This is a genomic window from Pseudomonas persica, assembly GCF_900291015.1.
In the GTDB taxonomy this organism is placed as follows: Bacteria; Pseudomonadota; Gammaproteobacteria; order Pseudomonadales; family Pseudomonadaceae; genus Aquipseudomonas.
In genome coordinates this window covers 250,052-276,969 of the sequence record NZ_OLKL01000033.1, presented here as the reverse complement: position 1 = coordinate 276,969, position 26,918 = coordinate 250,052, and the positions used below count along the sequence as shown (strand labels likewise).

At 63.7% G+C, this 26,918-nt stretch carries 18 protein-coding genes and 2 pseudogenes; 8 read left to right on the top strand and 12 right to left on the bottom strand.

The annotated features are described in order from the left end of the window. Positions 1 to 16 precede the first annotated feature (16 nt). Complete coding sequence (locus FQ664_RS16805; protein WP_144173428.1) at positions 17 to 799, top strand: AraC family transcriptional regulator; 783 nt, start codon at positions 17 to 19, stop codon at positions 797 to 799. Between the two features lie 121 nt (positions 800 to 920). Here the strand turns inward: FQ664_RS16805 and FQ664_RS16800 are convergent, their stop codons facing one another. After that, on the bottom strand, positions 921 to 1,508 hold the full coding sequence (locus FQ664_RS16800; RefSeq protein WP_144173426.1) for a LysE family translocator: 588 nt from the start codon (positions 1,506 to 1,508) through the stop codon (positions 921 to 923). A gap of 281 nt (positions 1,509 to 1,789) precedes the next feature. Between FQ664_RS16800 and FQ664_RS16795 the strand changes: the two genes are divergently transcribed. Further along, positions 1,790 to 3,361 carry a TerC family protein gene (locus FQ664_RS16795; RefSeq protein WP_144173424.1) on the top strand — a complete coding sequence of 524 codons (1,572 nt, stop codon included), beginning with the start codon at positions 1,790 to 1,792 and terminating at the stop codon, positions 3,359 to 3,361. Here the strand turns inward: FQ664_RS16795 and rarD are convergent. Continuing rightward, positions 3,324 to 4,211 (bottom strand): EamA family transporter RarD, encoded by an 888-nt coding sequence (gene rarD, locus FQ664_RS16790; RefSeq protein WP_144173422.1) that lies wholly within the window; start codon positions 4,209 to 4,211, stop codon positions 3,324 to 3,326. The genes FQ664_RS16795 and rarD overlap by 38 nt on opposite strands. A gap of 32 nt (positions 4,212 to 4,243) precedes the next feature. After that, a complete protein-coding gene (locus FQ664_RS16785) occupies positions 4,244 to 5,830 on the bottom strand; it encodes an EAL domain-containing protein (RefSeq protein WP_144173420.1) in 1,587 nt (528 codons plus the stop codon). Positions 5,831 to 6,130: 300 nt separating this feature from the next. Between FQ664_RS16785 and hppD the strand changes: the two genes are divergently transcribed. Continuing rightward, positions 6,131 to 7,207, top strand: a complete 1,077-nt coding sequence (gene hppD, locus FQ664_RS16780) for a 4-hydroxyphenylpyruvate dioxygenase (RefSeq protein ID WP_144173418.1) — start codon at positions 6,131 to 6,133, stop codon at positions 7,205 to 7,207. A gap of 23 nt (positions 7,208 to 7,230) precedes the next feature. Here the strand turns inward: hppD and FQ664_RS16775 are convergent, their stop codons facing one another. Continuing rightward, positions 7,231 to 8,037: a CSS-motif domain-containing protein gene (locus FQ664_RS16775; RefSeq protein ID WP_144173416.1), complete on the bottom strand. Its 807-nt coding sequence runs from the start codon at positions 8,035 to 8,037 to the stop codon at positions 7,231 to 7,233. A gap of 133 nt (positions 8,038 to 8,170) precedes the next feature. Then, complete coding sequence (locus tag FQ664_RS16770; protein ID WP_144173414.1) at positions 8,171 to 8,857, bottom strand: type 1 glutamine amidotransferase domain-containing protein; 687 nt, start codon at positions 8,855 to 8,857, stop codon at positions 8,171 to 8,173. A 174-nt stretch (positions 8,858 to 9,031) separates the two neighbouring features. Here FQ664_RS16770 and FQ664_RS16765 point away from each other — a divergent pair. Then, a pseudogene (locus FQ664_RS16765) lies at positions 9,032 to 11,049 on the top strand (hybrid sensor histidine kinase/response regulator). A gap of 36 nt (positions 11,050 to 11,085) precedes the next feature. On the opposite strand, the pseudogene FQ664_RS16760 reads toward FQ664_RS16765, so the two are convergent. The 7 genes and pseudogenes from FQ664_RS16760 to gspG all read right to left on the bottom strand — a co-directional run. After that, positions 11,086 to 12,291, bottom strand: a pseudogene (locus FQ664_RS16760) (ATP-binding protein); the annotation flags it as partial. A gap of 80 nt (positions 12,292 to 12,371) precedes the next feature. Beyond that, positions 12,372 to 13,427, bottom strand: a complete 1,056-nt coding sequence (locus FQ664_RS16755; protein WP_144173412.1) for a HEAT repeat domain-containing protein — start codon at positions 13,425 to 13,427, stop codon at positions 12,372 to 12,374. Between the two features lie 177 nt (positions 13,428 to 13,604). Further along, positions 13,605 to 15,020: an efflux transporter outer membrane subunit gene (locus FQ664_RS16750; RefSeq protein WP_144173410.1), complete on the bottom strand. Its 1,416-nt coding sequence runs from the start codon at positions 15,018 to 15,020 to the stop codon at positions 13,605 to 13,607. Continuing rightward, entirely contained in the window at positions 15,017 to 18,196 is a 3,180-nt protein-coding gene (locus FQ664_RS16745; protein WP_144173408.1) for an efflux RND transporter permease subunit, read from the bottom strand. The genes FQ664_RS16750 and FQ664_RS16745 overlap by 4 nt, the downstream gene beginning before the upstream one ends. A 12-nt stretch (positions 18,197 to 18,208) precedes the next feature. Continuing rightward, positions 18,209 to 19,450 (bottom strand): multidrug efflux RND transporter periplasmic adaptor subunit MexE, encoded by a 1,242-nt coding sequence (gene mexE / locus FQ664_RS16740; RefSeq protein WP_144173407.1) that lies wholly within the window; start codon positions 19,448 to 19,450, stop codon positions 18,209 to 18,211. 251 nt (positions 19,451 to 19,701) lie between these two features. Next, a complete protein-coding gene (locus FQ664_RS16735) occupies positions 19,702 to 20,892 on the bottom strand; it encodes a type II secretion system F family protein (RefSeq protein ID WP_144173405.1) in 1,191 nt (396 codons plus the stop codon). An 11-nt stretch (positions 20,893 to 20,903) separates the two neighbouring features. After that, a complete protein-coding gene (gspG, locus tag FQ664_RS16730; RefSeq protein WP_144173404.1) occupies positions 20,904 to 21,329 on the bottom strand; it encodes a type II secretion system major pseudopilin GspG in 426 nt (141 codons plus the stop codon). Positions 21,330 to 21,514: 185 nt separating this feature from the next. On the opposite strand from gspG, the gene FQ664_RS16725 reads away from it, so the two are divergent. The 4 genes from FQ664_RS16725 (at position 21,515) to FQ664_RS16710 (ending at position 26,896) form a co-directional block, all read left to right on the top strand. Beyond that, entirely contained in the window at positions 21,515 to 22,099 is a 585-nt protein-coding gene (locus FQ664_RS16725; protein ID WP_144173402.1) for a lytic transglycosylase domain-containing protein, read from the top strand. A 151-nt stretch (positions 22,100 to 22,250) separates the two neighbouring features. Beyond that, positions 22,251 to 23,711, top strand: coding sequence for a sensor histidine kinase (locus tag FQ664_RS16720; protein WP_144173399.1), 1,461 nt, complete (start codon positions 22,251 to 22,253; stop codon positions 23,709 to 23,711). A 295-nt stretch (positions 23,712 to 24,006) separates the two neighbouring features. Beyond that, the gene (locus FQ664_RS16715) at positions 24,007 to 25,500 is read left to right on the top strand and encodes a sensor histidine kinase (protein ID WP_144173398.1); all 1,494 of its coding nucleotides are present in this window, start codon (positions 24,007 to 24,009) and stop codon (positions 25,498 to 25,500) included. Continuing rightward, positions 25,469 to 26,896: a sigma-54-dependent transcriptional regulator gene (locus FQ664_RS16710; protein WP_144173396.1), complete on the top strand. Its 1,428-nt coding sequence runs from the start codon at positions 25,469 to 25,471 to the stop codon at positions 26,894 to 26,896. The genes FQ664_RS16715 and FQ664_RS16710 overlap by 32 nt, the downstream gene beginning before the upstream one ends. The last annotated feature ends 22 nt before the right edge of the window (positions 26,897 to 26,918 follow it).

The following is a 26,918-nucleotide window of genomic DNA, read 5'->3' as shown; positions in this document are numbered from 1 at the left end:
GCGAGCGGGGTGAGGGATGATCGAGGTATCACGGTTCTGGCGCGATCCGGCGTTACCCTTCGTCGAAGCCCGGCGGGTAGGGGACGGGCGCCAGGTGTGCTACGCCGCGCATTCCCACGAGAGCTTCTCCATCGGGGTGATCACGGGTGGGCGCAGCACCTACCTGAACGGTGACCAGCGCATCGAGGTGGGGGCTGGTACCACGGTGCTGATGAACCCAGGTGTGGTGCATGCCTGCAACCCCGTCGCCGGGGAGCCGTGGTCCTACCTGATGTTGTTCGTCGATATGCCCTGGTTGCAGGCGCTGGGTTTTGCCTTGCCGGCCCAGATCTGGAGTAGCTCGCCGGCGTTGTACCGGTGCCTGTTGCAGGCCTTTGCCGACCTGTTCGACGCCAGCATGCCTGGCCGGGAAGGCCGCCTGGCTGCGCTGTTTGGCGCACTGCCGGGTTTGCTTGGCGGTAACGCCAGCGTGAACGAGGAGGGCAACCCGCGGCTGGACGCGGCGGCAGCGTTCATACGCGCCCATCGCAGCGACCCGCTGAGCCTGGACGACATCTGCGCGGCCTGTGGCCTGTCGCGCTCGTACCTGATTCGCGCGTTCCGCCAACGCTTCGGTTTGACGCCGCATGGCTACCTGCTCGACCAGCGCGTGCAACTGGCCAGGGCGCAACTGCGCCAGGGTCGGGCAATTGCCGAGGTTGCGCAGGAGGCCGGGTTTGCCGACCAGGCGCACCTGCAGCGGGCCTTCAAACAGCACCTGGCGGCGACGCCGGGGCATTACCGCAATGCATTCGGCTGAATTGCCATGTTCGCCGTGATGGCCCTATCGCCGGCAAGCCAGCTCCCACAGGTACTGCACAGGTCTTGAGGGGAGTGCGGTCGGGGTGGGAGCTGGCTTGCCGGCGATAGGGCCGGTGCAGCTAGCCTTGAATGACCAGGTAAACCGCGCTGCCCACGAGCAGTACCGCCAAGCCCCGATTCAGCAGGCGCATGTGCCGTGGGTTGCCCAGGTATTGGCGAACCACGCTCCCGGCCCACGCCCAACTGGCCACCGAAATGAAACAGATCGGCCCGTAGATCCAGGCAAACAGCCACAGCAACTGCTGCTCACCGCCGGTGTAGGCACCCACCCCGGCCACCGCTGCCAGCCATGCCTTGGGGTTGAGCCATTGCATCGCTGCGCCGTGCCAGGCCGAAGGGGCCTGGGTGGGTTGTGCGCTGCCCAGCTGGCCGTCGTCGCTGGCCAGCTTCCATGCCATGTACAGCAGGAACGCCACGCCGCCCCAGTGCAACAGCAGGCCCAGCAAGGGCCAGCGCAGCAGCAGTTGATGCAGGCCAAGCCCGACCAGCACCAGCAGCAGGCAGAAGCCCAGCGTGGCGCCGGCCACATGCGCCAGGCTGGCACGCAAGCCATGGCGGGCACCGCTGCCCAGTGCGATGATGTTGACCGGGCCGGGGGAGATCGAGGCCGCCAGTGCGAAAGCGGCCATGGACAGAGACAGGCTCATGAGGGTGATCCGTTTGGTTGAAGGAGGCCTCCATGCTCGGGCATCGACAGCCTGCGGTATTGAACAAAAGTACCTCACGCCCGGCCAACGCATTTCTGCTGAGGGTGTTACAGGTTTTGAAATAGTTTTGCGCTATCACGGAAAGCTGCCGTACTTGTAGGATCAATTCCCCATTTTGCTATCAAGGTCTATATGAGCACCTTCGCGGAGCCCCCCAGTCCCCGGCCTTCAAGGCCTTCCTTCTGCCGTCCTCGTGACGCTGCCCTCGTGAGTACCCGCTAATGGAATGGCTAGCCGACCCCACGGCCTGGTTGGGTCTGTTGACGCTTATCGTCCTCGAACTGGTGCTGGGTATCGACAACCTGGTGTTCATCGCCATCCTTGCCGACAAGCTGCCGCCGCACCAGCGCGACCGCGCGCGGGTCATTGGCCTGAGCTTGGCGTTGATCATGCGCCTGGGCCTGTTGGCCAGTATCTCGTGGATGGTCACCCTGACCGCGCCGTTGTTCGAGGTGTTCGACAAGAGCTTCTCGGGCCGTGACCTGATCATGCTGTTCGGTGGCGTTTTCCTGCTGTTCAAGGCCACCATGGAGCTGCATGAACGCCTGGAGGGCCATGTGGCCCAGACCAGCGGTGCGGTGCGCCACGCTGCTTTCTGGCCGATCGTCGCGCAGATCGTGGTGCTCGATGCGGTGTTCTCGCTGGACGCGGTGATCACCGCGGTGGGCATGGTCGAGCATTTGTCGGTGATGATGATCGCGGTGATCTTCTCGATCGGCATCATGATCGTTGCCAGCAAGCCTCTGACCCGCTTCGTCAACGCCCACCCCACGGTGATCATGCTGTGCCTGGGCTTCCTGATGATGATCGGCTTCAGCCTGACCGCCGAAGGCCTGGGCTTCCATATCCCCAAAGGTTACCTGTATGCGGCCATCGGCTTCTCGATCCTGATCGAGCTGTTCAACCAGTTGGCCCGTGCCCGCCGCAAGCGCAGCCTGCAGCAGCACCGGCCGTTGCGTGAGCGCACCGCGCATGCCGTGCTGCGCCTGCTGGGTGGCCGCCGGGTCGAGGCTGACGAGGTGGGCGAGGAAATCGCCGACCTGGTCGAAGGCGGTGAGGAGCAGGTGCTGTTCGACCGCCGTGAACGGGTGATGATCAGTGGCGTGCTGAACCTGGCCGAGCGGCCGATCCGTACGGTGATGACCGCCCGCGCCGAGGTCGATTTGATCGATCTGGCGCAGCCGGCCGACGCCATCGCCCAGGCCCTGGCCAATTCACCGTACTCGCGCCTGCCGTTGATCCGCGACGGCCGCGTGGACGAGCCACTGGGCTTCGTGCACAAGAAGGAGCTGCTCAAGGAACTGCTGTCGGGCAGCCAGCCCGATCTGGAAAGCATGGCCCGGGTACCGTTGAACCTGCTGGAGAGCTTCAGCATCCTCAACGCCCTGGAGCAGATGCGCGGCCAGTCGACCCACATCGCCTTCGTAGTCAACGAGTTCGGTGACTTCACCGGCCTGCTGACCATGACTGACATCCTCGAGTCGATTGCCGGTGAGCTGCCGGATGCCAGTGAGGTCGAAGGCCCGGGTATCGTCAAGGAAGGTGAAGGCTTTGTGGTCAGCGGTGCGTTGAACCTCAGCCAGGTACAGGCGCGTACCGGCTTCAGCGCCCGTGCCACCGAGGACTACCAGACCCTCGCGGGCCTGGTGATGAGCCTGCTCGACCGCCTGCCGATGGTCGGTGACCGCCTGGCCTGGAATGGCTGGATGCTGACCGTGGAGGCGGTCGAGGAGCGGCGGGTGCGCCAGGTTCGGCTTACACCGAACGGCGACGCTGACGCAGCAGGTGCTTGAAGCCCTCGATCACCAGCACCAGCACCGCAGCCCAGATCGGCAGGTAGGTCAGCCACTGATCCGCGCCGATGGTTTCGCCCAGCAGCAGCGCCACGCCGACCAGTAGCACCGGTTCGACGTAGCTGAGCAGGCCGAACAGGCTGAACGGCAGCAAGCGGCTGGCCAGCACGTAGGCGATCAGGGCCGAGGCGCTGATCGCCCCGAGGATCGGGATCAACGCATACAGTGCGGGGTGTGCCTGCAGGTCGGCAGGGGAAAGCGGGCCCTGGATCACGAAGTACAATGCCCAGGGCAACAGCAGGCACATGTCGCACCACAGGCCACCCAGGTGGTCGGTGCGGCAGCGCTTGCGCAACACGAAGTAAATCGGGTAGCCAATCGTCACCACCAGGGTTTCCCAGGCGAAACTGCCATGCTGATACAGCTCGTGGCCCACGCCCAGCGCGGCGCAGGCCACGGCCACCTTCTGCAGGCGTGACAGGCGCTCGCCATACACCAGCCGCCCGGTCAGGACCATGGCCAGCGGCAGCAGGAAGTAGCCCATCGACACTTCCAGGCTGCGCCCGTGCAGGGGAGCCCAGAGGAACAGCCACAGCTGCACGCCCATCAGCCACGACGTGCCGACCATGCCCAGCAATAGCAGCGGCGTGCGTTTTACCCGGGCGAGCAGTTCGCCCACCCGTTTCCAGTCTTTCGAGACAAGCATGAACAGGGTCAGGCAGGGCAGCGTCAACAGGGTGCGCCAGCCAAAGATCTCTTCGCCATCGAGTGGTGTGAGCAGAGAGGTATAGAAGTACATCACGGCGAACAGACAGGACGCCATGACCGACGAAAGAATGCCTTTTGACACGAATGCCTCGAATAGGGAATTGAGCGGGTGAATCAGCCGCGCATGATCTCAGGGGGCGCGGCTTGCGGCAACCGCGACGCAGTCGGGCGTGCGGCCAGTGCCTCGAGGAACTGCGCAGCCGGCATGGGCCTGGCGAACAGGTAGCCCTGCTGGAAGTCCACCTCGTGATGGGCCAGGTAGTCGCGCTGGGCTTCGGTTTCCACGCCTTCGGCAACGATGCCCAGGCCCAGCTTGGCCGACAGCTCGATGATGGTCTCGAGAATATGCACCGACAGCGCGTCGCCACCGATCATGGCGACGAAGCTCTGGTCGATCTTCAGGTAGTCGACCTTGAACTGGCGCAGATAGTTGAGGCTTGACTGGCCGGTGCCGAAGTCGTCGAGGGCGATCTTCACGCCCATGGCATTCAGCTTCCCGAACAGTTCCAGGGCCACCGGCGTGGCCTCGATCAGCTTGCGCTCGGTCAGCTCCAGGGTCAGCACCACCCGGCCTGGCGGGAAGTGCTGGAGGAACGTGCGGCAGTCGTCCAGCAGGCTGAAGTCGCGGCAATGGTCGGCGGTGATGTTGACGCCGATGTGGAAGCCGTCCTCCAGCAGCCCGGCATATGGCGCCAGGTTCTGCGCTGTATGCATCATCAGCGCGCGGGTCATGGCGACGATCTGGCCGCTGTGTTCGGCGTAGGGGATGAACAGATCGGGCCTTACCAGGCCCTCGCTCGGGTGGTTCCAGCGCATCAGCACTTCGGCACCGGCCCAACGGTAATCGCCCTTGCGCACCACCGGCTGGAAGTACGGCAGGAACTCGTCGGCCTCCAGCGCCCGGCGCAGTTCGGCACGGGGCGAGGTGGCGCGGCGAACCTGCCAGCGGCACACCAGGGCGGCCACAGCACCCAGTACCAGCAGCAAGCCGAACAGGGCGGGGTAGTGGCTGCGCCACAGCAGCCCCCGCTGGTCGGCGCCATAGCCGCCATGCACGCTGAACGGGTAACGCGTCGAGCCGAGCAGCACATTCGCGCTGGCCGCGGCGGGTGGAACGCCCTTGTGCACGATGCCATCCTTGCCCATCCAGGCATCACCCACGCGGATCTGCAGGTCTTCATCGGGGCCGATCAGGCGTAACGCCGTCAGCAGGTGGTCACCATCTACCGTGCTGATCGCCCCGCGGTCACCGTCGCTGGCCCGGTACACCAGCAGCGGGTGGCCCGGGGTGACCGAGTTGCCGTCCATCAGCCACAGCTTGCCGTCGGTGTAGTCGCCGGGGTTGACCGGCTCGTCGAATGCGCCGAACAGCGAGGTACAATAAAGGGCGTTGTGCCGGAACAGGTTGGTCGAACGTACGAAGGCGTTACGCGTGACCTGGGCGCGCAGCATGAGCTGGGTCTGGTCGCACGTGCTGCCGGCAAGCGGCAGCAGGGCAGTGGCAGCGCTGGACAGGTTGTCGAGAATGCGCTCGACATGCTCCACCACCTGGCGAGTGGTGGCCTGGCTGCTGGCCTGCATCTCGCGCTCGATCTGCCAGTCCATCACGGCCAGGCCACACACCACCGGCAGCACGCCGACGACCCAGGGCAGCAGGGGGCGCCAGCCGAGGCCGGCGCGGCGTTTGACGGTAAGGGGCATGCTGGTCTGATCTTTAGAGAGGATTACGAGATGATAGCCGCTTGTCGGAACCCGCGAGCAACTAAAAGCGCGACAAACCATTTTACGCAATGTAGAATCGGTTTACGAATACAACAATAAGGTCCTTCAACGCCGAGGGATCAAGCCCGCCGAGAATGGGTCCATATGACATACCATGGGTTCAAGCTGATCATAGGTGACTTCCTCGCCCGCAGCGTGCGGGGTATCCCCTGCTCACCGCCGTTTCCGTTCCACATCCCACGCAATCAATAAATTTTCGCTACAGATGAGGACACGAACATGGCTGATATTTTCGACAATCCAATGGGCCTGATGGGCTTCGAATTCATCGAACTGGCATCGCCGACCCCTGGCGTACTCGAGCCGGTATTCCAGATGCTGGGCTTCACCAAGGTGGCTACCCACCGTTCCAAGGATGTGCACCTGTATCGCCAGGGTGACATAAACCTGATCCTGAACAACGAACCCAAGAGCGTTGCCTCGTACTTCGCCGCCGAACACGGCCCGTCGGTATGCGGCATGGCGTTCCGCGTGCGCAACGCCCATGAGGCCTATGCTCGTGCCCTGGAGCTGGGCGCCCAGCCGGTGGAAATCGAAACCGGCCCGATGGAGCTGCGTCTGCCGGCGATCAAGGGTATCGGCGGGGCGCCGCTGTACCTGATCGACCGTTTCGAAGAGGGCAGCTCGATCTACGATATCGACTTCAAGTTCATCGAGGGTGTGGATCGCAACCCGGTGGGTGCCGGCCTGAAGATCATCGACCACCTCACTCACAACGTTTATCGCGGGCGCATGTCGTACTGGGCCGGCTTCTACGAGAAGCTGTTCAACTTCCGCGAAATCCGCTACTTCGACATCAAGGGTGAGTACACCGGGCTGACTTCGCGCGCCATGACCGCACCGGATGGCATGATCCGCATCCCGCTGAACGAAGAGTCGTCCAAGGGTGCCGGGCAGATCGAAGAGTTCCTGATGCAGTTCAATGGCGAAGGCATCCAGCACGTGGCCTTCCTGACCGATGACCTGCTCAAGACCTGGGACGCCCTCAAGGGCTTCGGCATGCGCTTCATGACTGCACCGCCGCAAACCTACTACGAAATGCTCGAAGAGCGCCTGCCTGGTCACGGCGAGCCGGTAGACCAGCTTAAAGCACGTGGCATCCTGCTTGATGGCGCCTCGCAGCCTGACGACAAGCGCCTGCTGTTGCAGATATTCTCCGAGACCCTGCTTGGCCCGGTGTTCTTCGAGTTCATCCAGCGCAAGGGTGATGACGGCTTTGGCGAGGGCAACTTCAAGGCCCTGTTCGAATCCATCGAGCGCGACCAGGTGCGCCGTGGTGTGCTGAGCACTGACTGATTCGCCTTGGAGTACCGCCGCCGTCATGCATGGTTGGCGGTGGTACCTCGCCGGTTGACCCGCGCTCTGAACAGGGTCAGATAGACAATCGAGCCTGTCACGATTCCCACCAGCATCAGCGAAGGCAGGATTTGCAGCATCGACTGGCGGGCTTCCCGGGCAGTATAGCCTTGGGCGTAGCCGCCCTTGACCTGATAGCCATATTTGACCGAAAGCGCGCTTGCGGTGAATTCGGACTGAGAGGGAGGCTGCCTGTCGCGGCTGTCTCCGTGGCTCCAGATGTACCGGTCAGCAAACTCCAGCAGCAGCGTCAAGCCGTCCTGGAACGCGTCCAGTTCGTTGCGTAGCTGCATGGCGTAGGCGGTCACTATGACACCATTGTCGTTGCCATCCAGGTAAAAGTTGACCAGCAATTTGTTCGGTGCTGCTTCTGAGCCGTAGGCCAGTTCGACCTGGCGGCCGGACAGGGCAAAGGTCGACAAGTCAGCCAGTGAATCCGATGTGGTGCTGCAGTAGGCCTGGTTGCCTTTGAGCAGGGACAACGAGCGCACCATGGAGCGGCTGGCCACCTGGTCCTGCAACGTGCCGATGACGTCGTTGCACGGTTTGCCCGCAAAGGGCAGGGCCTGAAGCGCGGTTTCGTGCATGCGGTCCAGCGCCTGATCGACACTGAAAACCGCCTCCTGGACCGAAATTTTCGCGTTCTCCGCGAGTTTCGTTTCCAGCTGGAAAACCATCACCAGCAACCCTGAAACCACGGGCACCAGGCCCAAGGCGATGAGCAGCAGCAGTTCCAGCAAGCTGCGCCCGGCGTGCATGATTTTCGACATAGGCCAATCGCTCTCCGGTCCGAAACTGTTCGTGGTGAACAGTTGAACCCTGAGCCTATGTATTCAATGACCGGCCGGCTGTAGGCCGGGTGCAGTGCGCGTTATGGGAAATCCGGAAGCCCGGCGTAGGCCGCTAACGGCCCTTGAGTTTCGCGAGCACTTTCTCGGCCAGCGGGCCTGTGGACGCGGGGTTCTGCCCGGTGATCAGCCGATCATCGGCAACCACATACGGCTGCCACGGGTCATCATGCTTGCTGTAGTTACCGCCGCGGGCGCCCAGCTCGTTTTCCGTCAGGAAAGGGACTACCTTGTCCAGTTCGGCCAGCTTTTCCTCGGTATTGGAGAAACCGGTCACCTGACGGTCCTTCAGCAACAGGCTGTTGTCGCTGAGCTTGATGTTCAGCAGGCCGACAACGCCATGGCAGACCGCTGCGACAATGCCCTTGTTCTCGTAGACCCGGCGTGCCAGCTCTTGCAGCGGTTGATTGTCGGCAAAGTCATACATTACCCCGTGACCGCCGGTGTAGTAGATGACGCCGTATTCTTCGGCCTTTACCTGGCCAGGGCTCAAGGTATTGCCCAGGCGGGTCATGAAGCGCTTGTCGTCATACCACTGCCAGTCCAGGTCGGGAGCCATTTGCAGGCTGTGCGGGTCGACGGGTACGTAGCCGCCCAGCGGGCTGACATAATCGACCGTGTAGCCGGCCTTTTCGACTTTTTCGACAAAGTGCACGGCTTCCCCCAGCCACAACCCGGTCGCCCGCCTGAGGGTCGGATACTTGGCTGTATTGGTCAGCACTACCAGCATTTTCTTGCTCATGACCACGCTCCCGTCGGCAACCTGAATGGGCCGTTGCTCCCTGGCCCGAGGGAAAACCTAATGAGCATAGCTGTCAGGTGCGAGTACGCCATTATTGCGTGGCGTGTGTTGTGCTAACGTGAACGACATTCACGGGGGCGCCCGTACTCTTTCCTGAACCCTGCTGGAGTCACGATGGTGGTCGCAAACGGTACGCCGCGCCAGCCTGCGCTGCAGGTCATCCAGCCACCGCCGGTGTTGACACCGGTCGACCTGATGGGCGAACGAATTGCACGTTTCGACTGGGGGCGCACATCGCTCGGGCCATTGCCGCGCTGGCCGGCCTCGTTACGCATTGCCGTCGACATGATGCACTTGTCACCGTTCCCCTGTGCTGTGGTCTGGGGGCCAGACCTTAGCGTGATCCACAACGATGCCTATCGGGCGTTGCGGCCGGTAGCCCTGGATGCATTGGGCCTGGCCTTCGATGCGCTGTGGAGCGATGCATGGCCGGCGATGGGGCCTTGGGTGTTCAAGGCGCTTGAAGGGCGCTCGAGTTTTGTCGAGGACCCACCGCTGCGTATTGTCTGCGGCGAAGGCATGGAGCCGTTGTGGTGTGCGTTCGGTTATGCGCCGATTCGTGATGAGCTGGGCAGCGTGGCGGGGTTTCTGCACACGGTGATCGAGACCACCGCCAGTGTTGAGGCCTACCGCCATTGGCGCGAGCAGTTCTGGCAGTTGTCGTGCGATGCGATGATGACGGTAACTCCCGAGCTGAAGGTGCATGCCGCCAACCCCGCCTGGTACCGCATTCTGGGTTGGACCGAGGAGCAGGTACGGGACGCTCCGGTACTGGAACTGGTGCATCCGGCGGATCGTGCCGAAGTACAGATGGCCGTGTCCGGGTTCCTGCAGTACAGCAACACCGAGCAGTTGGAGACCCGCCTGCGTCACCGCGATGGCCATTACCACTGGTTTCGCTGGAGCGCGCGCTTCGATGGCAGCCTGCTGACTGCGGTGGGCCGGGACATCACCGAGGACCGTGAAGAGGCCGCTCGTCAATCCGAAGCCCTGATGCGCAACAACGAACGCCTGGAGCTGGTTGGCCAGTTGGCCGGGGGCATGGGCCATGAAATGAACAACTTGCTGTCCAGGATCGGTGGCAGCCTCGAATTGCTGCAACGGCGCCTGCAGGAAGGACGACTGGAACGGGTAGAGGCCTATGTCGAGGTGGCGCGTGATTCGGTGCAGCGGGCCATGGAGCTGACCCATCGCTTGCTGGCGTTTTCCCGTCATCAACCGTTGGCTCCCAAACCGCTGGACCTCAACCGGCAATTACGGCTGAGCGAACCACTGTTGCTGCGCACGCTGGGCGCCGAAATGCATTTGCACTGGCAACTGGATGTTACGCCGTGGGCGGTGAACCTGGATGTTTCCCAGCTTGAAAATGCCTTGATCAATCTTTGCGCCAACGCCCGCGAAGCGTGCCTGGAACGTGGCAATGTCACGCTGCGCACCGTCAACAAGCGGTTGAAGACGTGTTTCCCGGATGAGGACGGCCTGCCGCCAGGCGACTACGTTGCCTTGCATGTGGAGGATGATGGCCATGGCATGCCGGAGGTGGACATTGCCAGGGCCTTCGAACCGTTCTTCACCACCAAGCCCCTCGGGCGCGGCTCAGGGCTTGGCTTGTCGATGGTGTATGGCTTTGTCGGCCAGTCGGGGGGCTACGCCTGGATCGAGTCGGCGCCGAACCGGGGCACCAAGGTCTCCATGCTTTTTCCAAGGTGCCATGCCCGGTACCCGAGGCTCCCGCGCTGACACAGCGCTCCCAGCGCATGGCTGGGGGGGAACGGCTGTTGCTGGTCGATGACGAGCTCGGATTGCGTGCGGTCATGCGCGAGTACCTGACCGAGCGTGGTTTCGAAGTCACTGAGGTGGGTGATGCCAATAGTGCGCTGGAGCGCTTCCGCAATGGTGGCCCGTTCGACCTGGTGATCACCGACATCGGCTTGCCGGGTGGTTTCGGTGGTCGCCAGGTGGCCAAGGCCATGCGCATGCAGCTGCCGCAGCAGAAGATCCTGTTCATCACTGGTTACGCGGATCAGCCGATCGAAGCACAGTTGCTCGAACAGCCGGGCACGGCATTGATGAACAAGCCGTTCCCGCTGGCGGACCTTGCCGACCAGGCGTTACGCATGCTTGAGGAGTAATGCGTTTCAGGGCTTGCCCAGAATCTGCCTCACCTGGGCCTGGCCGACATGGCGAGGCAGGTACAGATCCACCCGGGTACCTTGGCCGATCTGGCTGTGCAAGGTGACATGGCCGCGGGATTGCTTGCTGAAGACGTACACCATCGACAGGCCCAGACCGATGCCCTGGCCGATCGCCTTGGTGCTGAAGAACGGCTCGAAGGCATGCTCCAGCGTGCTTTGCGCCATGCCCTGGCCGTCATCGATGATGCGCAGGCGCACGTAGTCACCGGGGCACAGGGCGCCGCCGGCAAATTGCCCGATGCCGATGTGCTGGTTACTCGCCTCGATCTGCAGCTGACCGCCACCGGGCATGGCTTCGCAGGCATTGAGCAGCACATTGTCGAGGGCTTCCTGCAACTGCTGGTCATCGGCTTCGACCGACCACAGGCCCTTGGCGATGCGCACTTGCAGGACCACGGCCGGGCTCAGGCAGGCCTTCAGGCGCTTTGCCTGGAGCAGACCGTGCAGGTCGACCTGGTGGCTGTGCAGCGATTGCCGGGAAGAGAAGGCCAGGAGGCGCTGGGTCAGGCGGGCGGCACGTGAAACTGCCTCGCGGCCCATGCGCAGCACGGTGTCCAGGCCATCGCTGCGGCCCTGGCGCAGGCGCCGGTCGATCAGCTCGAAGCTACCGCCAATGCTGGTGAGCAGGTTGTTGAAGTCATGGGCGACCCCCCCGGCCAGTTGGCCGATGGCTTCCATCTTGCGCGTCTGGTGGCGGGCGAACTCGCTGCGCTCGTGGTCTCCGCCAGAAGGCGCGGCCTGGGCGTCCAGGCGTTGCTGCAGGTCAAGCAACTGGTCGCGCGCCAGGTACTGCCGGCGCCGGTTGCGCAGGGCTGACTGGGTCATGTGCAGCAGTTGGGCGTTTTCGAACGGGGCGACCAGCAGTAGGTTGCCCACCGGGTGGTTGGTCGAGCCCATGGCCGCTTGGCTGCCTTGGCTGAGCAGCACGATGGGCAGGTCCGACCAGCACGGTTGCTGGTCGATGAAGGCCTGCAGCAATGCGCTTGGGCCCTGGCTGAACACTTGCTCGGCAATGATCGCCAGGCCTGCGCCTTCGACCAGGCAGGCCTGCAGGTTGGCCAGGTCGACCGCGCACAGGCTGTCGATACCGGCGGAAGCAAGCAGGCGAGCAGTATCTGCGGCTAATGGCGGGGGCGCCAGGATCACCGCACGTTCGTCCAGCGCCAACGAACTGGCCAAAACGACTCTCCTGTAGGGTGGTCCGATATCCACTGGACCCTGGGCGCAGTCCCAGGGTTCAACAAAAATCCGGGCGTTGTCTACAGGCCCTGTTGCAGCACGGGGTCGTCCGGGTTCTGCCTCTCCAACTCGGCCAGCAGCACCTGCACGTTCTGCAACTGGCCGGTTTCCTTCCAGTACCGGATCAGCAACACCCTTGCCCGGCGATTGGCCGGCTGGCGGCTGAGCACGGTTTCCAGTTGCTTTTGCGCGGCGTCGAGTTGCTCCAGATCATGCAGGGTGACTGCCAGTGTATAGCGGTAGTCGGCGTTGTCTGGATCCAGTTCGACGGCGCGGGACAAGGCCAGCAAGGCATACTCGCGCTGTTCGTGGCGGTTCAGCCAGAGCCCCAGCTCGTACTGCAGAAAGGCTGAGTCGGGGCTTAGCGCCAGGGCTTTGCCCAGCACCTGGCGCGAGGCGTCGTGATGGCCCTGGCGCTCCAGCAGGCGTACCTGGGTCGCCAATGCGTCGAGGTTGCCGGGGGCGCCTGCCAGCGCGCGTTGCAGGGCGGTGGCGGCCTGGGTGTAGTCGTTTTCGTGCAGGTACAGGCGCGCCAGGTGCACCTGGGCGTCGGCATCCTCGGGTTGTTGCTCCAGGGCCTGCTGGTATTGCCCCAGGGCTACCTGCAGCGGGCCGAAATACAGGCCGATCTCATCGGGGTCAAGGCCGAGCAGGGCGTCTACCGCAGCAAAGCGTACGCTTTGCTCGTCGGCGTCCAGCAGCGGGCCGAGTACCAGGCTGCGCTGCGCCGCCGGCAGCAGGCGACGGGTACCGGCAATCGCCGCGCGGCGCACCAGCGGGTCGGCATGCTCCAGGTCCTGACGGGCGAGTTTCAATGCTTGCGGCGAGGGGTAGTTGGGCAACTCGGCGTACAAGGCCGCACGGCGGATGGGCGGCAGGTCTGTGCGTTGCAGTTGTTGGTACAGCACCCGCGCGGCGCCGGGTTGGCCCTCATGGGCCAGACGCAGGGCCTTGGCGTAGCTGTGTGCCGGCAAGCTCGGCGGGGCTGGCGGGGCGTCGCGCCACAGGTAGCCGAACAGGGCCGATACCAGGATCAACAGCAGCAGGGCGATCAGGTAGCGGTGGCGTCTGGGCATCGATTGATCCGTGGCGGCGGGAAGGGCAGAGCTTGGGCTAGCCGGGGGGTAATTGCAACCAGAGGCATGCACCCTGCACACACCCTCAATCAGCATAAAAAAGCCCCGCGGACCAAGGCCAGCGAGGCAAACGGTTGGGGGAGGAGCCAACCAAAGGAGTCGTTGAAACGGGGGGTATCAGTGCGAGCTGGCTACAGTCTCCGGTTGCCAGCCGCCACCCAGCGCCTTGTAGATCGAGACGATGCCGCGGTACAGCTCGACCTCACCCTGGGCTTGCGCATCTTCAGCGCTCAGCCGCTCACGCTCGGCATCGAGCAGCACCAGGTAGTCCACCGTGCCCTCGCGATAACGAATCGAGGCCAGTTGCGCCGCCTTGCGGCTGGCGTCGCTCTGGCGCATCAGCGACAACAGCCGTTGCTGGGTCTTGTCGTAATCGCTGAAGGCATTGGCCGATTCTTCCAGGGCCAGCAACACCTGCTGTTCGTAGTTGGCCAGCGCCCCTTCGGCATCGGCCTTGGCACCGCGCAGGCGGGCGCGCACGCTGCCCAGGTCGAAGGCGGCCCAGGTGATGCTCGGGCCCAGCGCCCAGGCATTGGCTGCCGATGAGCCGATCTGCGAGCCGCGGGCGGCAGTAAAGCCCAGGAAGCCGCTGAGGCTGACACGGGGGAACAGGTCGGCGGTGGCCACGCCAACATTGGCGGTGGCGGCCGCCAGCTGGCGTTCGGCGCTGCGGATGTCCGGGCGGCGGCGCAGCAGTTCCCCCGGGTCACCCACCGGCAGTGCCTTGGCAATCGCCGGCAGGGCTTTGGGCGACAGGTCGACGCTGAGCGCATCCGGGCGCTGGCCGAGCAGGGTGGCGATGCGATGCCGCGCGCGTGCCTGTTCCGCCTGCAGTTGCGGTACGGTGGCTTCCACCCCGGCCAGGCGCGCATCGGCACGCACCACGTCGAGGTCGTTGCCCACACCGGCATCGCGCAGGGTTACGGTGATGGCCCGCGATTCCTGCTGGGTCTTGAGGTTGGCCAGGGCGATCTTCTCGCGCAACTGCGCGCCGCGCAGCTGGCCGTAGGCATCGACCAGCTCGGCGATCAGGCTGACCTGCAGCTGCTGCAGGTCGGCCGCTGCTACCGCTTCCTGGGCTTCGCTGGCTTCGATCTGGCGCTGGATGCGGCCAAACAGGTCAAGCTCCCAGGCCATGTCCAGGCCCAGGTCATAGCGCTCACTGTTCACCCGTTGCGTGGTCTGGCCGGGGACCTGGCCCTTGCCGATGTCGCTGCTGACGCGGCTGGTGAGCACCGGGAATTGATCGTTCTCGGCGTCTTCACGGATCGAACGGGCCGATTTCAGGCGGGCGAAGGCCACGCGCAGGTCACGGTTGCCGTCCAGCGAAGCCTGCACCAACTGGTTCAGCACCGGGTCGTCGAACTGCTTCCACCACAGGCTTTCGAAGCGGCTACGGTCGTAGGCCTTGGCCTGTACCTCGCTGGCCAGCTGTGCGGGCTCGGTGGCCGGGGCCTGGTAGTCCGGGCCTACCGCGCAGGCCGCCAGGGCCAGCGCCAGCAGGCTCGGGGTCAAGGGTTTGAGCAGGTTCATGCATGGTTCTCCAGCACTTGAACGTGCTCGGCCTTGCGGGCCTGGCGACGCTCGACGAAACGGCGAATCAGGAAGAAGAACACCGGGGTCAGGAACAGGCCGAACACGGTCACGCCGATCATTCCCGAGAACACCGCCACACCCATGGCATGGCGCATTTCCGAGCCGGCACCGGAGCTGAACACCAGCGGAACCACACCCATGATGAAGGCGATAGAGGTCATCAGGATCGGCCGCAGACGCAGGCGGCAGGCTTCCAGTACCGCAGCCAGCGGGTCGAGCCCCTTGGCCTGTTCGTCCTTGGCGAACTCGACGATCAGGATGGCGTTCTTGCACGCCAGGCCTACCAGTACGATCAGGCCGATCTGGGTGAAGATGTTGCTGTCACCACCCGACACGATCACCCCGGTGATGGCCGACAGCAGGGTCATCGGCACGATCAGGATCACCGCCAGCGGCAAGCTCCAGCTTTCGTACTGGGCCGCAAGCACGAGGAAGGCCAGCAGCACGCACAGCGGGAACACGAACAGCGCGGTATTGCCCGAGAGGATCTGCTGGTAGGTCAGGTCGGTCCACTCGAAGGTCATGCCGTTGGGCAGTTCCTCTTCCAGCAGTTTCTCGATTGCAGCCTCCGCCTGGCCGGAGCTGTAGCCCGGTGCCGCGGCGCCGTTGATCTCGGCGGTGATGAAGCCGTTGTAGTGCATCACCCGGTCCGGCCCGGAGGTGTTGCTGACCTTGAGGAAGGTCGCCAGCGGGATCATCTCGCCAAGGTTGTTGCGTACCTTCAGCTGGCCGATCTGCTCGGCATCGAGGCGGAACTGCTGCTCGGCCTGGACGTTGACCTGGTAGGTACGGCCAAAGCGGTTGAAGTCGTTGGTGTACAGCGAGCCCAGGTAAACCTGCAGGGTGTCGAAGATGTCGGTGATCGCCACGCCGTGGGTCTTGGCCTTTTCCCGGTCGATGGCGGCATCGACCTGTGGCACGTTGACCTGGTAGCTGGTGAACAGGCCCGCCAGCTCCGGCACGTTGTGGCTCTTGGCGATGATGTTCTGGGTTTCCTTGTACAGCGCTTCGTAACCCAGGTTGCCGCGGTCTTCGATCTGCAGGCGGAAGCCGCCGATGGTGCCCAGGCCTTGTACCGGCGGTGGCGGGAAGATCGCGATGTAGGCGTCCTGGATGTCGGCGAACTGGGCATTCAGTGCCGCAGCGATGGCCGCCGCCGACTGGCTCGGGTCCTTGCGCTCGTCGAACGGCTTGAGCGGGGTGAACACGATGCCGCTGTTCGGGCTGTTGGTGAAACCGTTGATCGACAGGCCAGGGAAGGCTACCGAGTCGGCCACGCCAGGCTGCTTCAGGGCGATTTCGCTCATGCGCTTGATCACCGCTTCGGTGCGGTCGAGGCTGGCCGCGTCAGGCAGCTGGGCGAACGCCACCAGGTACTGCTTGTCCTGGGCCGGCACGAAACCGGTCGGGGTGGACGAGAAGCCCAGGTAGGTCAGGCCCATCAGGCCGGCATACACGAACAGGGCGATGCCGCTGGAGCGGATGACCCGACGCACACCGCCGACGTAGCGGTTGGAGGCGCGGTCGAAGAAGCGGTTGAACGGGGCGAACAGCCAGCTGCCCAGCAGTTTTTCCAGGAACCGCGAGAAACGGTCCTTGGGCGCATGATGGTCCTTCAGCAGCACGGCAGCCAGGGCCGGCGACAGGGTCAGCGAGTTGAACGCCGAGATGACCGTGGAAATGGCGATGGTCAGGGCGAACTGTTTGTAGAACTGCCCGGTCAGGCCGGAAATGAACGCGGCAGGTACGAACACGGCGCACAGCACCAGGGCGGTGGCGATGATCGGACCGGTCACTTCGCCCATGGCCTTTTGCGTGGCTTCCAGCGGTTTCAGGCCCAGGCCGATGTTGCGCTCGACGTTTTCCACCACGACGATGGCGTCGTCCACCACGATACCGATGGCCAGGACCAGGCCGAACAATGACAGTGCGTTGAGCGAGAAGCCGAACAGGTGCATCACGGCAAAGGTACCGATCAGCGATACCGGCACGGCCATCAGCGGGATGATCGAGGCGCGCCAGGTCTGCAGGAACAGGATGACGACCAGCACGACCAGCACCAGCGCTTCGAACAGGGTATGCACCACGGCCTCGATGGAACCACGGACGAACACGGTCGGGTCATAGACGATGCTGTAGTCCATGCCCTCGGGGAAGTCCTTCTTCAGCTCGGCCATTTTCGCCCGCACTTCATCGGAGATCTCGATGGCGTTGGAGCCTGGGCGCTGGAAGATCGGGATGGCCACCGCCGGCTGGTTGTTCAGCAGCGAACGCAGGGCGTACTGGCTGGAGCCGAGCTCGACCCGGGCGATGTCCTTCAGCCGGGTGATTTCGCCATCGGCACCGGCGCGGATGATGATGTTCTCGAACTCTTCCTCATTGACCAGGCGACCCTGGGTGTTGATCGACAGCTGGAAGCTGGTCGAACCCGGGGCGGGCGGGGCGCCCAGTTGGCCGGCGGCCACCTGGCGGTTCTGCTCGCGGATGGCAGCTACCACATCACTGGCGGTGAGGTTGCGCGAAGCGGTCTTGTTCGGGTCCAGCCACACGCGCAGCGAGTAGTCGCCCATGCCGAACAGCTGCACATCACCCACGCCGCCCAGACGCGCCAGCTCGTCCTTGATGTTGAGGATGGCGTAGTTGGACAGATAGAGCATGTCGTAGCGGTTGTCCGGCGAGGTCAGGTGCACGACCATGGTCAGGTCGGGCGAGGCCTTGTCGACGGTGATACCGATGCGGGTCACTTCTTCGGGCAGCTTCGGCTGGGTACGAGTGACACGGTTTTGCACCTGCACCTGGGCGTTGTCCAGGTCGGTGCCCAGGGCAAAGGTGATGGTCAGGGTCAGCTTGCCGTCAGCGGTGGACTGGGAGGACATGTACAACATGTTCTCCACACCGGTGATGGCCTGCTCCAGCGGCGCGGCGACGGTTTCGCCGATGACCTTGGGGTTGGCGCCGGGGAAGTTGGCGCGTACCACCACGGTGGGCGGCACCACTTCGGGGTATTCGCTGATGGGTAGCTGGAACAGCGAGATCGAACCCGCGATCAGCAGCACCAGCGACAGCACCGCGGCGAAGATCGGCCGGGTAATGAAGAATTTCGAGAAGTTCATCGGTGTGGTCCCTTAACCGCGTGGCGCCTGGGCGCTGGCGACTTTCACGTTGTTGCCCGCCACCTTCGGCGCCGGGTTGCTGGCCTCCAGAGCCTGGCGCTGCTGGGCGAGGGCGGCGAGGGTCTGTTCGCTGGCCATCGGGGCCTCGATCGGGGTGACCGGCGAACCAGGGCGTACGCGCTGCAGGCCCTTGACCACAATGCGCTCGTCCTTGCCCAGGCCGCTGCGCACGATGCGCAGGCCTTCCAGCTTCGGCCCCAGCTCCACGGCGCGGTAGGCGGCCTTGTTGTCCTTGTCCATGACCAGCACGAACTTCTTGCCAAGGTCGGTGCCTACGGCTTCGTCGTTGATCAGTACGGCCTGGTACTGGGCGCTGCCCACCAGCTTCAGGCGTGCATACAGCCCCGGGGTGAACTGGCCGTCGCTGTTGTCGAACACCGCACGGCCACGGATGGTGCCGGTGCGCGGGTTGACCTGGTTGTCGACGAAGTTCATCTGGCCCAGGTGCGGGTTGCCGGTTTCGTTGGTCAGGCCGAGGTATACCGGGGTGCTCTGGCCACGCTGGCCTTCGCGGGCCAGCTGGGTGTACTTGAGGTACACGCGCTCATCGGCGTCGAAGTAGGCGTAGACCTTGTCGGTAGAGACCACGCTGGTCAGCGGAGTGACATCGGCGGTAACGATGTTGCCGGCGGTGAACTGGGCTCGGCTGACACGGCCGCTGATGGGCGCGGTGACACGGGTGAAGCTGAGGTTCAGGCGTGCCAGGTCGAGCTGGGCCTGGATCGCGTCGACCCCGGCGCGGGCCTCGGCGGCAGCGCTGCTACGCGATTCGGCCAGTTCTGCGGAAATGGCGTTGCTGTCACGCAGGCGTTCGCCACGACGGGCTTCGTTGGCGCTGCGGACGGCGGTGGCCTTGGCCTGCTGTAGTTGGGCTTCGAGGCGGCGGACGTCTGCCTGGAACGGGCGTGGGTCGATCTGGAACAGCAGGTCGCCTTTCTTGACCCGAGCGCCTTCAGTGAAGGCCACCAGGTCGATCTGGCCGGAGACCCGTGGGCGCACCTCGACGGTTTCCGGGGCTTCGAGGCGGCCGGTGAACTCGTCCCATTCGTTGATCGGTTGCTCGATCACCTTGGCCACACTGACCTTCGGCGCGGCGGGAGCCTGCACGGCGTCGGGGGTTCGACCGCAAGCGCTGATCACCACCACTGCCAGGGCAGCGAGGGGGAAGCGCAAGGGTTTGAGTGATTGTTCCATGGAGAACTCCGCCAATGTATTAGTAGTGGGCGGAGTGTGAGTGTGTTGCGCGTGAGGCACGAATCGAATGGGGCGAAGGTTATTATCACGATGAATGATATGTGTGGGTCAGTCATCGATTTGCGGCATGGTTGGGGTTGGCTTGCGGGAGGAGTGGTGAGGCCAGCAGGTGCTCGTCACGACATTTTCGGTGCCTGTGAGATCCAGCGCCCTGCGGGCGGCGCTGGGCACGGTAGCCCAGGCCAGGTGCTTCAGTGAATGCTCGAGGCCAGTTCGAAGATCGGCATGTACATCAGGATCACGATCAGGCCGATCAACAGGCCAATGAAGGTCATCAGCAGTGGTTCGAACAGTTTGACGAACCACTCCACCCAACGGCCGATTTCCTGGTCATGGAAGTCGGCGCAGCGCTCCAGCATCTCGCCCAGGTTGCCGGACTGCTCGCCGGCCCGCAGCAGGCGCAGCGATACCGGCGTGACCAGTTGCCCGGCCTCCAGCGCGGCGGACAGCGGCAGCCCTTCGCCGACCCGCTGGCTGGCCTGCTCCAGGCCCTGGGCGGCCGCACTGCCGAGCAGGCCGCGGGCCATGCCCATGGCGGTGAGGATGGGGATGCCACCTTGCAGCAGGATGCCCAACGAGCGGTAGAAGCGCGCCAGTTCGTACATCATCAGGCGTTGGTGCAGTGCCGGCAGGCGCCGCAGTTGGCAGGCAGCCCAGCGCCGCACCCGCGGCTGGCGGCGCAGCAGCCAAAGCGCCGTGACCGCGCCAAGGCTGCCCAGCGCCAGCGGCAGTTGCTGGGCATGCAGGAACAGACCAACCTGCATCAGCAGCCGTGATAGCCAGGGCAATTCGGTGCCCATGCCCTCGAATACCTGGCTGAAACGCGGCACTACGTAGCCCAGCAGGAACAGCACCACGCCGCCGCCTACCAGCAATAGCAGCAAGGGGTAGACCGAGGCCCCCACCAGTTTCTGCCGGACCAGGTCCAGGCGCTGGCGGTAGCTGATGTAGCGGGTGAGGGCGTCTCCGAGCGCGCCGGTACGCTCGCTGGACTGCACCAGCGCCACGTACAGCGGCGGGAACACCCGTGGCTGCTGGCCCAGGGTCTGGGACAGCGAGCGGCCTTCGTACAGTTGGCGGACCAGTTCGGCGAGCACTTTGCGCGTTGCGGCTGCGGGGGCCTTTTCCGCCAGGCTCTCCAGCGCATCGATCAGCGGCAGGCCGGCGTTGAGCAGGGTCGATAGTTCCTGGCTGAACAGCACCAGGTCAAAACCTGCCTCGCGGCGCCAGGCCATGCCGCGCAAGGCGCCGCCGTGGCCACGCAGGCTGAGCACGCGCAGGCCTTGCTCCTCGGCCTGGCGGCGGGCCTGGTCGGCGTCTTCGGCGTCGATCTGCAACTGCACCACACCCTGCCTGCCCAGGGCTTTCAGGCTGTAGCGCATGGCCGCTCTCCCTACTGCCAGCTGGTGATTTCGGCGTTTTCCCCGTCGCCACCGGGCTGTCCATCCTTGCCCATCGACAGCAAGTCGTACTCGCCGCCATTCTCGCCAGGTTGCCGGTAGATGTACGGGCGGCCCCACGGGTCCTGCGGCACGGCCTTCTGCAGGTACGGGCCGGTCCAGCGCGCTTCGCCACTGGGGGCGACCACCAGGGCCTGCAGGCCTTGTTCACTGTTGGGGTAGTGGCCTACCTCCAGGCGGTACAGGTCCAGGGCCTTGCTCAGCCCCTCTATCTGCGCCCGCGCCACCTTGGCCTCGGAGCGGCCGAGCTGGCTGAAGTACTTGGGCGCGACGATACCGGCCAACAGACCGAGCACCACCAGCACCACCAGGAGTTCGAGCAGGGTGAAGCCATGTTGGGGGGTGGTTCTGCGCTTCATGGTGAAGCCCTCCGCTGCATGGGGACAAGCTTTTGCAGGCTCCATGCAACAGCCGTGCACGCCTGCCTTGGGCCCTTGCACCATGCGGCACGGAAAGCGGCACAGTGCTTGCGTCGTGGTCATCGACCTCGGGGTTTCCGGGGCATATTCCCCAACATCGGGGGTACCACGAAGAGGCGACCGACATGCGAGGACTCATTCTCGGTTTGATCTGGCTGGTGGCAGGTGCTGCCCAGGCTGATGTGTACATTTCCATCGATGCCAAAGGCAGCTACATACTGACCAACGTCCATCGACCCGGGCGCCTCTATGAAACGGTGATCAGCGAACCGAAGGCCCAGGCCGGCCCGGCCAACGCGCAGTTGATCACTGGCCGCCCCTACGCCAAGCTGGTTGCCGCCGCGGCGCGCGCCCACGATGTTCCCCCGGCGTTGCTGCATGCGGTGATCAAGGCCGAGTCTGGCTACAACCCCAAAGCCCGTTCACCGGCGGGTGCGGTGGGGCTGATGCAACTGATGCCGGATACCGCCCGCGAGATGGGCGTGGAAAACCGCCTGGACCCGGAAGACAACGTGCAGGGCGGGGCCCGCTACCTCAAGCGCATGCTCGACTTGTTCGACAATGACATCACCTTGGCTGTGGCGGCCTACAACGCCGGCCCCGACGCGGTGCTGCGCCGTGGTGGGGTACCGCCGTTCGCCGAGACCCGGCGCTATGTGCCCAACGTGCTGCGGGAGTACCGCAGGTTGCAGGGGGTGGCGGGTGATTAGCCTTTGCAACTTTCCCTGTGAGCGGGCGTCTGCGGGCGCCCCTCGGCAAGGACAGAAACAAGACCCTTCGGCGGATGCCGCCAAGCTAACCCGATGGTTTCCCCAACTCTGGGCTATAACCTTCTGAAGGTGCCCAGTTGTGGAGTCCGCCATGGACATCGCCCCTCGTTCCGACGCTATTGAAGTATCTGCCGGTAGCGAGCTGGTCACCTCACGCAAGCCGTTCAACCTGCTGCGCTGGTACGCCTGGGTCAGCTTGGCCATCATCCTCTCGGTAGCGGTCGGGCTGGGGTTGATTTCCAGCCGTTTCATCATCGACGAGAGTATCGAACGAGATGCCTTGCTCACCGCGCAGTTCATTACCTCCATCGCCGATGCCGAAGTGCGCCATGTGTCGATCCCCAATGTGCGCACCATGGGTGAACTGCTTGACCCGCGCATCGACCGCGCCAACCTGCTCGACGTCGACCCGGACGCCCGGCGCAGGGCGCGTGGTGAGTTCCTCGACCACATCGCCCACCTGCCCGACATGCTGCTGGCCAACATCTATGCCCCGGACCGTACGGTGATCTGGTCCAGCAACCCGGCGCTGGTCGGCAAGCTGATCGAGGGCGACAGCGACCTGGAGGAGGCTTTCGAGTACAAGATGCGAGTCTCGGCCAGCTACCACAACTTCGAACAGGCCCGCGCCGAGCAGAAGTTCGTCACCCCACCCGAGCAGTTGTTCATCGAGAACTACATTCCGCTGTTCGATGCCGATGGTGATCAGGTCACGGCCATGGTCGAGATCTACAAAGAGCCCCACGACCTGATCGTGCGCATCGAGCACGGCCTGATCCTGATCTGGCTGGCGATTACTGTCGGTGCCGGCCTGGTCTATGTCGGCCTGTACGGCATCATGCACCGCGCCGCACGCCTGCTGGCGGTGCAGCAGAAGCGGCTGATCAACAACGAAACCTACGTGGCACTAGGTGAGGTGTCCTCGGCGGTGGCCCACAGCCTGCGCAACCCGCTGGCCAGCATCCGTTCCAGTGCCGAACTGGCCCAGGCGTTCGACGATGGCCCGGCGCAGCGCAATGTCAACGACATCATCAGCCAGGTCGACCGCATGTCGCAGTGGATCCGCCAGATGTTGCAGTCATTGCGCCCGCTCAACGATGAGGCAGTGGCGGTGGATTTGCCGCTGGCATTGCAGGAAAGCCTGCAGACCTACGCGGTGCCGTTGGCACGCGGCGGGGTGAGCCTGGACCTGCAACCGTTACCGGCGGTACAGGTGCTGGGGCACCCGGCGTTACTGCGGCAGATTTTCAGCAGCCTGATCGCCAATGCCCTGGAGTCGATGGAGCAAGGGGGGCGGTTACGTGTCGAGGTGGTGCGCCACGACCGGCGTAGCCTGACCCTGCGCCTGTCCGACAACGGCAAAGGCATGAACGAAGAGCAACAGCGCATGGCCTTCCGGCCTTTCTTCACCACCAAGCAGGGTGGGTTGGGCGTGGGCCTGGTGTTGGTGAAACGCATCATGGAGCGCTTCGGCGGCACCATTCGACTCAGCAGCAGTGAAGGCCATGGCACGCGGGTTTCGTTGAGTTTCCGGTTGTTCAAAGCTTCCTGATTAACATTAACAAGCTCTGTTATCTTGTTGATTATAAAGAATTTATGTTTTTGGGTGAGATTCCCCAAATGTGGGGGTTTTTCTTTAGGATTATTTTAGAAGTATTCAGTAACTATATGAAAAATAATAAATAAAAGTAAAATATGGAAAACTGGCTGAGTTCTTGCAGTACGACAGACGGAGCGCAACACGCGACAAATGGCAGCTGCGGCTGCACGGGTGGGGTGCTATCAATTGGCTACTATTCGGCGCCTTGATGCATTTCTGAACGGACGCCCAGCGCGGGAAGCACACGATGCATATGCTGGAAAATGAAGTTCCCGACAAGGCCAGTACTACCGCCAGCGATGTGGCCGTGCCATTGTGCGAATTCAATCTGCTGCGCTGGTTTTCGGTCATCAGCTTGCTGATTATTGCCTCGGTGGCGGGCGGGCTGGGTTATGTGTCGACACGTTTCGTGGTGCGCGACAGCGTCGAGCGCGATGCCATGCTCACCGCTCAGTTCATCCAGGCCATGGCCCAGGCCGAGGTGCGCCATTCGCAGTTGCCGCCGGGCACCACCATGGGCGAGTTGCTTATCCCACGCCTGGACCAGCAGCACTTGCAGTTCACCCCGGCGCTGGCTGAATCGACCCGGGTCGAGTTTCTCGACCATGTCGAGCATCTGCCAGACACCTTGCTGGCCAACGTCTATGCCCGCGACCGTACCATCGTCTGGTCGACCAACCCTGAGCTGATCGGCAAGCGCATCGAGGCCGATGGCGACCTCGACCGCGCCTTCCGCTCGCGCAAGGCGGTTTCGGCCAGCTACCACCAGGCCGAGGACGACCGCGAAGAGCAGAAGTTCCAGCGTGAACCGCGCTACCTGTTCATCGAGAACTACATCCCGCTGTTCGACAGCCAGGGCGAGCAGGTGCTGGCCATGGTGGAAATCTACAAGGAGCCGCAGGACCTGGTCCGGCGCATCCAGCGCGGTTATGTGCTGATCTGGGCCTCGACCCTGGTGGGCGGGGCGCTGGTCTACTTCGGCCTGTTCTGGATCGTGCGCCGCGCGGCGCTGCTGCTGCACCTGCAACAGGACCGGCTGGTGGCCAGTGAGACCTATGTGGCCCTGGGCGAGATGTCCTCGGCGGTGGCGCATAGCTTGCGCAACCCGCTGGCCAACATTCGCTCCAGCGCCGAACTGGCTCAGGAAATCGCCAGCCCCGCAGCGCAGAAGAACATCACCGACATCATCAGCCAGGTCGACCGCATGTCGCGCTGGGTGCGTGATTTGCTGGTGTCGTTGCGTCCGAGCAGTGACGAGGCCGAGGCCGTGGACCTGGTGGCGGCCATCGAGGACACCCACCTGGCTTTTGCCCAACAGATCGAACGCAACGGTGTGCGCTTCTGCTACGAAGGCCCCGGGTCACAATGGGTGGTCAGCCAGCCGCTACAGCTCACGCAAATTCTCAACACCCTGTTTTCCAATGCCCTGGAAGCCATGCCCGAAGGCGGTATGCTGCGCGCCCTGGTCAATGTGCAGGATGGGCAGCGTGCCGAATTCGTCCTTAGCGATACCGGCAAGGGCATGAGCCAGCAGCAGGAGCGGATGGTGTTCAAGCCGTTCTACACCACCAAGCAGGGCGGCCTCGGCGTAGGCCTGGCCCTGGTCAAACGCATCATGGACCGTTTTGGCGGCTCGGTCAGCCTGAGCAGCCGCGAAGAGGAAGGAACCCGCGTAAGCCTCACATTCAATATCGCAGCGGGAGGGGACCATGGAGCACAGCATCCTGGTAGTCGAGGATGATGAAATCCTCGCCGACAACATTCGCAGCTACCTCAGCCTCAAGGGCTTCGAGGTCACCGTATGCCACAGCGCGGAGCTGGCACTGGAGCAGATCAAGCGGGCCCAGCCCGATGCGGTGCTGACCGACAACTCTCTGCCGGGCATGAGCGGGCACGACCTGCTGCGCACCTTGGTGGCACAGGTGCCGGGCCTGAAAGTGATCATGATGACCGGTTATGGCAATGTCGAAGATGCCGTGCAGGCAATGAAGGAGGGCGCCTTTCATTACCTGACCAAGCCGCTGGTGCTGGCTGAGCTCAAGTTGACCCTGGACAAGGCGCTGGCCGCTGAGCGCATGGAGCGCACGTTGTCGTTCTACCAGGAGCGCGAGGCGCAGAAGTCCGGGTTGCAGGCGTTGCTCGGCGAATCACCGACGATGCTCACCCTCAAGCACACCCTGCGTCAGGTGCTGGATGCCGAGCGGCGCATGGCCAGCGACGACTTGCCACCGGTGCTGATCGAAGGCGAGACCGGTACCGGCAAAGAGCTGGTGGCCCGCGCCCTGCATTTCGATGGTTCGCGCAGCAAGGGACCGTTCATCGAGTTCAACTGCGCCTCGATCCCGGCCAACCTGCTGGAGGCCGAACTGTTCGGCCACGAGAAGGGCGCCTTTACCGATGCCAAGGAGCGCCGGGTGGGCCTGGTGGAGGCTGCCGATGGCGGCACTTTGTTCCTCGACGAGATTGGCGAAATGGACCTGGTGCTGCAGGCCAAGCTGCTCAAGTTGCTGGAAGACCGCAGAATCCGCCGGATCGGCGCGGTGAAGGAACGCAAGGTCGACCTGCGGGTAATCAGTGCTACCAACTGCAACCTGGAACAGATGGTGCAGCAGGGCAAGTTTCGCCGCGACCTGTTCTTCCGCCTGCGCATCATTGCCCTGAAGGTGCCGCGCCTGTATGCCCGCGGGCAGGACGTGCTGCTGCTGGCGCGGCATTTCCTGGCCCATCATGGCCGGCGTTACGGCAAGCCGAACCTGCGCTTTTCCGCCGAGGCGGAAAACCTGATGCTCGGTTACAGCTGGCCTGGCAATGTGCGCGAGCTGCGCAACATGCTGGAGCAGACCGTGTTGTTGGCACCGAACGAGGTGGTACAGGCGCATCAGCTGAACCTGTGCATGGCCCTGATCGACGAGCCGCTGGTGCAGCAGGCGGCGCCTTCGCTGTTCGAAATGCCCCGGCACGAACCGGAGCCCGGCACCAGTCTGCCGGACATGGAGCGCGACCTGGTATGCAAGACCCTGGACCGCACGGACTGGAACGTGACCAAGTCGGCGCGCATGCTCGGCTTGTCGCGGGACATGCTGCGTTACCGGATCGAGAAGCTGGGGCTGACCAGGCCGGACAAGCGCCAGTGGTGAGCTTGTATAATGGGCCGTACAG